Below are 8897 nucleotides of genomic sequence, written 5' to 3'. Positions count from 1 at the left end.
GCGAGGTCTTCGGCTTCGTCGGCAGCGGCAGCAGCGCCGCCCCCAGCCAGATCTCCATCAACGGCGACGTCTGCAACGGCCAGACCGACCCCGACCCGACGGACCCGGACCCGACCGACCCGGACCCGACCGACCCGGACCCGACCGACCCGGACCCGACCGACCCGCCGCCCACCGGTGACAAGGTCGACAACCCCTATGAAGGGGCCGACGTCTACGTCAACCCGATCTGGTCGGCCAACGCCGCCGCCGAGCCCGGCGGCGACGCGGTCGCCAACGAGCCCACCGGTGTGTGGATGGACCGCATCGGAGCCATCGAGGGCAACGACTCCCCCACGACCGGTTCCTACGGTCTGAGGGACCACCTCGACGAGGCCGTCGCCCAGGGCGCCGACCTCATCCAGGTCGTCATCTACAACCTGCCCGGCCGCGACTGCGCCGCCCTCGCCTCCAACGGCGAGCTCGGCCCGGACGAGATCGACCGGTACAAGAACGAGTACATCGACCCGATCGTCGACATCCAGAGCGACCCGGCCTACGCCGGCCTCCGGATCGTCAACGTCATCGAGATCGACTCGCTGCCGAACCTGGTCACCAACATCTCCCCGCGTGATACGGCGACCGACAACTGCGACGAGATGCTCGCCAACGAGAACTACCAGAACGGCGTCGCCTACGCGGTGTCGCAGCTCGGCGCTCTCCCCAACACGTACAACTACATCGACGCCGGCCACCACGGCTGGATCGGTTGGGGCGACGACAACCCCGAGTACGACAACTTCTACGCCGCCGCGGAGATGCTCGCATCGGTCCTCGGCCGTGAAGGCGCCACCGCCAGCGACGTGCACGGCTTCATCACCAACACCGCGAACTACTCGGTGCTGGAGGAGCCCTACTGGGACGTCACCGACACCGTCGGCGGCCAGATCATCCAGGAGAACGCCAGCTGGGTCGACTGGAACGACTTCAACGGCGAGCTCGAGTTCGCCCAGTCCTTCCGCGACGAGCTCGTGGCCAACGGCTTCGACGACGGCGTGGGCATGCTCATCGACACCTCGCGCAACGGCTGGGGCGGCCCCGACCGGCCCACCGGTCCGTCGAGCTCGAACGACGTCGACACCTTCGTCGACGAGTCCCGCATCGACCGCCGCTTCCAGAAGGGCAACTGGTGCAACCAGGCCGGCGCCGGCCTCGGCGAGCGCCCGCAGGTGAACCCGGAGCCCGAGATCGACGCCTACGTGTGGATCAAGCCTCCCGGCGAGTCCGACGGTTCCTCGGAGTACATCGAGAACGACGAGGGCAAGGGCTTCGACGAGATGTGCGACCCCGACTACGGCGGCAACGTCCGTAACGGCAACAACCCGTCGGGTGCGAGGCCGGACATGCCGGTCTCCGGCCACTGGTCCTCCGAGCAGTTCCAGGAGCTGCTGGCGAACGCCTACCCGCCGATCAACTAAATCCCGGTGAGCGGCTCGGCGCCAGTGAGTGGCCGCCGAGTCGCTCCCATCGACCGAATTCTCGGTTCCTTCCGAAAGTCGGGGCCCCGCGGGACGGCGGGGCCCCGATCTTTTCGGTCCCTGCCCGCCGCGCTCTCGCTCAGCGGCGGTCCGGCCGCGCCTGGAGGCCGCGCAGCAGCTGGTCGATGACCCGCTCGGCCAGGTCCGGCGTCTGCAGCTCGGGGTGGTTGTCATAGGCCTGTATCGACAGGATCGGCGAGACGAGCATGACCACCGCCAGGTCCACGTCGATGTCCTCGCGCAGCTCGCCGCGCTCGATGCCGAGCCGCAGGACCCGCCGGACCATGTCGCGGCGGCGGCGGTGGAACTCCTCGTGGAACCTCCGCAGCTCCGGATTCGTCCGCAGCTCCAAGGCCACGCAGTTGAGGATCGCCTGCTCGCGCGGCGAGAAGTCCTTGCGGATGTTCTTGGTGATGACGTCGAGGTCGTCGCGCACGGAGGTGTGCGGCAGCTCCAGGTCTATCGGCGACTTGAGGCTGTCGACGGCGCTGGCGACGAGCTCTTCCTTGTTCGACCAGCGCCGGTAGATGGTGGCTTTGGAGACGCCCGAGCGCTCGGCGACGGCCTCTATGGTCACCGCGCCGATCTGGCCTTCTTCGGCGATGAGGTCCAGGGTCGCGTCGATGATGGCGCGGCTGGCCGCCGCGCTGCGCGGCCGGCCTCTGCCGACCGGCCGCGCGCACGTTCCGTCGTCGAGCTGCTCGGGTTTCACGGTCCTATTGTCGCTCAGGCCTCGTTCGCGGCGGTCGCCACGGCGGGCTCGGGCTTGGGTGGCGGCGGCGTTGCTTCACGGGGTTTGCCGGGGAAGAACACGGCGATGACGATCAGGCCCAGCACGGCGACGCCGATGGCGGTGAACGCGGTGGTGTGCAGGGCGTCGATGAACGACGTGTTCGCGGCCGCGGTCACCTGGCCGACCGCCTCGGGCGGGACCGCGCCGGACTCGATCGCTCCGTAGGTGGAGGGCAGGTCCGACTGGGCCGCCTCGGGCAGCCGCGGGGCGGTGTCGGCGATCTGGGACCGGTAGGCCTGGGCCATGACGGTGCCGAGCACGGCCACACCGAGCGCCCCGCCGGTCTGGCGGAGGGTGTTGGCCAGCGCGGAGGCAACGCCGGCCTGGTCTTTGGGCGCCGAGGACATGAGGGTGTTCATCGCCGGCGGCATGAGGTTCGCCATGCCCATGCCGGTGATGAGGAACAGCCCGATGATGAGCCAGAGCGGCGTGTCGGCGTCGAAGACGAGCGCGGTGACCGTGAAGTTGGTGCCGACCAGGATCATCGCGACGATGCCGACGGTGCGGGCGCCGAACTGCTTCACCATGGTGTTGGAGAGCGGCGCGAAGACGAGCATTGCGGCGCCGAACGGCAGGAACAGCAGGCCGGTCTCCAGTGGCGTGTACCCCCGGAGCAGCTGGAGGTAGAACGTCATGAAGAACATCAGGCCCATCATCCCGAAGAAGGTGATCGTGATGATCGCAGAGGAGGCCGAGAAGCGTCGGTTCTTGAACAGCGACATGTCCAGGGAGGCGTGGGGGATGCGCCGCTCCCACAGGACGAAGCCGATCAGGACCGCCACGCCGAGCCCGATGGTGCCCCAGACCTCCATGCCGGTCCACGAGCCGGAGTCGCCGGCTTCGATGATGCCGTAGGTGAGGCTGACCAGGCCGACCATGGACAGGGTCATGCCGACCAGGTCGGGGCGCGTCTGGCGGCCCTTGGACTCGGGCGCGAGGAGGAGGATCGCGATGATGCCGAAGACGACGATCGGGACGTTGATGAGGAAGACCGAGCCCCACCAGAAGCGCTCCAGGAGCGCGCCGCCGACGATCGGGCCGATGGCGCCGCCGATGCCGACCGCGCCGGTCCAGATGCCGAGCGCCTTGGGGAACTCTTCGGTGGAGAAGATGGCGCGCAGCAGCGAGAGGGTCGAGGGCATCATGATCGCGGCGCCGGCGCCCATGAGGGCGCGGTACCAGATGAGTTCGTCGGGTGTGGAGGAGTAGGCCGACAGCAGTGAGGCGACGCCGAAGACGACCAGGCCGGCCAGGAGCATGCGTTTGCGGCCGATGCGGTCGCCGATGACGCCGGCGGCGAACAGGAGGCCCGCGAAGACGAGGGTGTAGGAGTTGATCATCCAGGCCAGTTCGCTCTGAGCGGCGCCCACGCCGTCGTTGGGGTCGGCGAGGGTCTTCATGGCGACGTTGAGCACGGTGTTGTCGAGGACGACGACGATGAGGCTGACGACCAGGACGCTGAGGACGGCCCACCGCCGCGGGTGGCCGGTGTCCTCGTCGATCGGGTCGGAACGGGTTTCAGTCACGGGGTTTCCATTCTGCGTATGGCTTTCGCTGCATGTGGTGTTGGGGAACAGCCTAGGTCATTACGAAACGGTACGGTACCGTATCGTAATACATGTCACACGGAGAGCCGCTCCTCGCACCGGCGGCGCCACAGCCGGTCTTTCCCAATTCCCGAACGCGGCACGAAGTGGTTGAATGGGCCACGTGGCCGCGAAATTTCCGTATGACGACCTCCAGTCCTTCCTCGCCGCGCTCGAAGCCGACGGCGAACTCAAGCGCGTGACCGCCGAAGCCGACCCCAACCTCGAGATCTCCGAGATCACCCAGCGCGTCATCCGCGACGGCGGACCCGCGCTGCTGTTCGAGAACCCCGCCGGCAGCGACATGCCGCTGGCGATCAACCTCTTCGGGACCCTCCCGCGCATGGCCAGAGCACTCGGCGTGCGCGACCTCGACGACATCGGCCACCGCATCGGCGAACTGGCCAAACCCGACCTCCCGGTCGGCTGGGCCGGCATCCGCGACGGCCTCGGCAAGCTCATGCAGCTCAAATCCGTGCCGCCCAAGCGCATCCGCAAGGCCCCGTGCCAGGAGGTCGTGCTCAAGGGCGACGACGTCGACCTCAACCTCCTGCCCGGACTCCAAGTATGGCCCGGAGACGGCGGGGTGTTCCACAACTTCGGGCTCACCCACACCAAACATCCCGAGACCGGAAAGCGCAACGTCGGCCTCTACCGGCTCCAGCAGCACGACGAGCGCACCCTCGGCCTGCACTGGCAGATCCACAAGAACTCCACCGGCCACTACGCCGAAGCCGAACGACGCGGCGAACGCCTCCCCATCGCCGTCGCCATCGGCCCCGACCCGGTCATGGCCTACGCCGCGACCGCGCCCCTGCCGCCCGACATCGACGAATACCTCTTCGCCGGATTCCTGCGCGGCGAGCGAGTCGACATGGTCGACTGCCTCACCGTGCCCCTCCAGGTCCCCGCCACCTCGCAGATCGTCCTCGAAGGCTGGGCCGAACCCGCAGAGCGCCTCCCCGAAGGCCCCTTCGGCGACCACACCGGCTTCTACACCCCCGTCGAGCCGTTCCCGGTCATGCACATCGAAGCGATGACCATGCGCCATAACCCGATCTACCACACGATCATCACCTCCGCCCCGCCCCAGGAGGACTACGGACTCGGCAAGGCCACCGAACGGATCTTCCTGCCGCTCATCAAGCTCATGATCCCCGAAGTCGTCGACTACGACATGCCCGACGCCGGAGGCTTCCACAACTGCGTCATCGTCTCCATCGACAAGAAATACCCCAAACACGCCCAGAAGGTGATGAGCGCCATCTGGGGCCTCCAACTCATGAGCCTCACCAAGCTCATCGTCGTCGTCGACGCCGACTGCGACGTCCACGACTACCGCGAAGTCGCCTGGCGGGCCCTCGGCAACGTCGACTACTCCCGCGACCTCCAGCTCACCGAAGGCCCCGTAGACCACCTCGACCACGCCTCGTACCACCAGTTCTGGGGCGGCAAGGCCGGCATCGACGCGACCGCGAAATGGCCCGAAGAGGGCTACACGCGAGGCTGGCCCGAACCGACGCGGATGAGCTCGGCGGTGAAAGCCACCGTCGACCGCCGCTGGAAAGAATACGGAATTGACTGACACAGCACCCAGACCGAACCCGGTCCGCGACTTCCTCAAACTCGTCGCCTTCGAGCACTCGATCTTCGCGCTGCCGTTCGCCTACCTCGCGACCCTCACCGCGATGGAACTCGCGGGCGACTACAGCTGGAGCGTCCTCGTCCTCGTCACCACCGCGATGGTCTCCGGCCGCACCCTCGCCATGGCCGCGAACCGCATCATCGACCGCCGCATCGACGCCCTGAACCCCCGGACCGCCGCCCGCGAACTGGTCACCGGCAAGGTCTCCCTGCGGACCGCCTACATCGGCTGCGCGGTCAGCCTCGTGGTCTTCCTGGTCTCGGCGGGCATGCTCAACGAACTGTGCCTGGCCCTCAGTCCCCTGGCCGTACTGCCCTTGATCGTCTACCCCTACGCCAAACGCTTCACCGACTACCCGCACGCCGTCCTCGGCCTGGCGCAGATGGTCGCCCCCGTCGGCGCCTGGCTCGCCGTCACCGGCACCTTCGAAGGCTCCGGCCCGGCGATGGTCCTCGGCCTCGCCGTCGGCCTGTGGATCGGCGGCTTCGACCTCATCTACGCCTGCCAGGACGTGGACGTCGACCGCCGCATCGGCGTGCGCTCGACCCCCGCCAAGTGGGGCGTCAAGGCCGCGCTGATCGCCTCCACCGCGACGCACGCGGTGGCGTGGGTGATGTTCGCCTGGTTCGGGGCGCTGGCCGGTTTCGGCCCGGCCTACTGGATCGGCCTGGTCGCGGTGGGCGCGGTCCTGATCTGGGAGCACCGCATCGTGGGGCCGCACGACCTGTCGAGGGCGAACCGGGCGTTCTTCACCGCCAACGGTTTCGTGGCGATCGGCCTGTTCGCGTTCGCCCTCTTCGACCTCGCCGTGCGGTAGCGCTCCGCGCGGCCCGGACACGATCCTGCGGGATTCGTGATTCCGAAGCGTCCGGGCGGACGCTCAGCGACGCTGGTACGAACTGCGCGATGAGGAGGAGGCACGATGGCCGATCCGGTGATGCTCACCGACCGCTCACGTCCGGCGATCCGCGTGGAGCGGCGCTACGACCATCCGATCGACCACGTGTGGCGGGCGGTGACCGGCGCCGAGCACCTTGCCCAGTGGTTCCCTGCGGAAGCGGAGTTCGAGCTGGAGGCGGGCGCCGACATCAGATTCGGCGCGCGGCAAGAGGAGGCGACCTCAGGGCGCGTGCTCGGTGTCGATCCGCCGAAGTTCCTGGCCTTCACCTGGGAAGGCGACCGGCTCGACTTCCGGCTGGTCGAAGAAGGCGACCAGACCGTCTTCGTCCTCACCCACCACTTCGACGACCGCGCCGGCGCCGCGAGCTTCGCGACCGGCTGGGAGATGTGCCTGGCGGCCCTCGGCAGCGTCCTCGACGGCGAGGAACCGGCCATGCCGGGGCCGAACTTCGAACGCCATGAGGAGCTCGCCGAGCGCTTCGGGCTCGGCGACCCCGAAGTGACTCGCACCGAAGTCGGATGGAGCGCCCGGTTCGAACGGCAGCTGATCTGCCCGGCGGAGACGGCCTGGGACCTGTTCTTCGGCGCCGACCCCGAGACCGGCGCACAGCGGCGAGCACCGGAAGTCGGCGAGGAGTTCCGCCCCACCCGGGGACCGGAGTCCCTGCGCGGCATCGTCACCGAAGTGGACGCGCCGCGGACCTTCGCATTCGACGTGGCCGAAGGCGATGTCGGCGACAAGGTGCGGCTGCGCCTCGGCGAAGGCACCGGCCACGGCGCCCGCCTCTTCCTCGAGGTGGACGGCGGCGACGAAACCCAACTCGATGCGGCCATCGAAGCCTGGGGCTCGGGAGCCGTCGCCCACGTGGCGCGTGAGGCCTCCCGGACGACCGGCGGATGATCGTCCATTATGACTTTAATCGGCACGAACATGAAAGCATTCCCACCCTAAGAGTGATGCCATTCCCCCCCAACCCGCGCCATCATTGACTCATAGCACGAACAACCCGAAATCGCAGACCAGTTCGATACGGGAGGTGAGCAATGACGGCGATTCTGAACCCCACCGAGGACCAGGCCGCGGCACTCCGCGCCGAGATCGAAGCCATCGCCGCGGCCTCCCGCCGCCGCGAGGCCGCGGCCCTCGAAGCCGTCATCGCCTACACCTCAGCCGGGCTCCACAAGACCTGCGACGGCTTCTCCGGCATCCGCGACTGGATCCGCGAATCCTTCGACTTCAACAAGGCCGTGGCCGGAGACCTCGCCTCCGTAGCCCGACTCGCCCCGAAGTTCAAGCGCCTCGCCGCGGCCGCACTCGACGGCACCGCCCGAATCGACGCCGTCGCCTATGCAATGCGCCGCCTCGAACGCGAAGGCCTCGCCGTCTACGCCCGAGTCCCTTACCAAGACGGACCAGTCGAAAGCCCCTACGACGACTCGGTGCGGTGCGACACCCCCGAAGCGCTCATTCGCGAATACTGCGCCCACGCGCCGTTCGGGGAGCTCTCCGGGCACTTCGACCGCATCTGCGCCGAACTGTTCGAAGAACGCGCCGTCCTCGACGACATGTCCCAACAGACCCTCGCCTGGCTCGAGATCCACGAGCGCTCCGACGGGATGTGGGACGTCGAAGGACGCCTGACCGCTGACACCGGCAAGATGTTCTCCAAGCTGCTGAAGACCGCCGTGCCGCCGCCGCGCAAAGACGACACCGACGAGGACGGCGCACTGCCTCCGGCCGCGAACCGGAACGCCGAAGCCCTGCACCAGATGATCGCCTCCTACGGTTCCGACCCGAACGCCCCCAAGCGGCACGGCCACACCGCGCTGCTGAACCTCACCTGCGACATCGACACCCTCCGGGGAGTCGCGACCGGCCGCGTCCCGATGCTCGACGGCCGCCCCGTCTCGGTGGCGAAGGCCCGGATGCTGGCCTGCGAGGCCGTAGTCATCCCATCGGTGTTCGACTACTCCACCGGCGAGGCGGTCGAGCTCGGCCGCCGCAAGCGCCTCCCCACGGTCGCCCTCCGCCACAAACTCGAACTCGAGCAGCCCGAAGGCTGCGCTTGGAGCGGATGCGGCGCACCGGTCGAATGGGCCGAGGCCCACCACCTCGAGCACTGGTCTAAGGTTACAAATTTACGGCCTGCATTTACCCTGGTCACAGGCTATTATATATCCGCAGCCCGCTGTATCTTAGTGCCTCAGATCACCGGTTTAGCCTCCGGGCGAGGAAGTCGCTGTCGAATATACATCTTGGCCTCCAAGCCTGTCCGCGACGCCCAGAAGCACACTTTTCACCTCGTGGCCGCCGGGATCCCAGGCCGCAGCCATCATCAGCCGGGTCCTTCAGTGCGGACTGGTCGTTCGGGAAGTGGCCCCGCCGGCGCACGGCCTGGCGGAACCGGGCGTTCATCGACTCGATCATGTTCGTCGTATAGACCACCCGGCGAATC

At 67.9% G+C, this 8897-nt stretch carries 6 protein-coding genes and 2 pseudogenes; 5 read left to right on the top strand and 3 right to left on the bottom strand.

The window, feature by feature from the left end:
- Positions 1-1457 (top strand): glycoside hydrolase family 6 protein (locus ACYVL2_RS19835; protein ID WP_460546543.1); only part of this gene is annotated, 1457 nt, incomplete at its 5' end.
- 139 nt (positions 1458-1596) lie between these two features.
- Here ACYVL2_RS19835 and ACYVL2_RS19830 read toward each other — a convergent pair.
- Together ACYVL2_RS19830 and ACYVL2_RS19825 are read right to left on the bottom strand one after the other, a co-directional pair.
- On the bottom strand, positions 1597-2229 hold the full coding sequence (locus tag ACYVL2_RS19830; RefSeq protein ID WP_460546542.1) for a TetR/AcrR family transcriptional regulator: 633 nt from the start codon (positions 2227-2229) through the stop codon (positions 1597-1599).
- A gap of 14 nt (positions 2230-2243) precedes the next feature.
- On the bottom strand, positions 2244-3836 hold the full coding sequence (locus ACYVL2_RS19825) for an MFS transporter (RefSeq protein ID WP_460546541.1): 1593 nt from the start codon (positions 3834-3836) through the stop codon (positions 2244-2246).
- 184 nt (positions 3837-4020) lie between these two features.
- Between ACYVL2_RS19825 and ACYVL2_RS19820 the strand changes: the two genes are divergently transcribed.
- The 4 genes and pseudogenes from ACYVL2_RS19820 to ACYVL2_RS19805 form a co-directional block, all read left to right on the top strand.
- On the top strand, positions 4021-5481 hold the full coding sequence (locus tag ACYVL2_RS19820; RefSeq protein WP_460546540.1) for a menaquinone biosynthesis decarboxylase: 1461 nt from the start codon (positions 4021-4023) through the stop codon (positions 5479-5481).
- On the top strand, positions 5474-6358 hold the full coding sequence (mqnP, locus tag ACYVL2_RS19815) for a menaquinone biosynthesis prenyltransferase MqnP (protein ID WP_460546539.1): 885 nt from the start codon (positions 5474-5476) through the stop codon (positions 6356-6358). Before ACYVL2_RS19820 ends, mqnP begins: the two co-directional genes overlap by 8 nt.
- Positions 6359-6463: 105 nt before the next feature.
- Entirely contained in the window at positions 6464-7342 is an 879-nt protein-coding gene (locus tag ACYVL2_RS19810; protein ID WP_460546538.1) for an SRPBCC family protein, read from the top strand.
- Positions 7343-7485: 143 nt separating this feature from the next.
- Positions 7486-8421 (top strand): annotated as a pseudogene (locus tag ACYVL2_RS19805) (hypothetical protein); the annotation flags it as partial.
- Between the two features lie 367 nt (positions 8422-8788).
- Here ACYVL2_RS19805 and ACYVL2_RS19800 read toward each other — a convergent pair.
- Positions 8789-8897: pseudogene (locus ACYVL2_RS19800) on the bottom strand (transposase); the annotation flags it as partial.

The sequence above is a fragment of the Glycomyces halotolerans genome, assembly GCF_054779575.1.
Note: the sequence above shows the minus strand (reverse complement) of the source record. Positions and strands in the feature narration are given on the sequence as shown.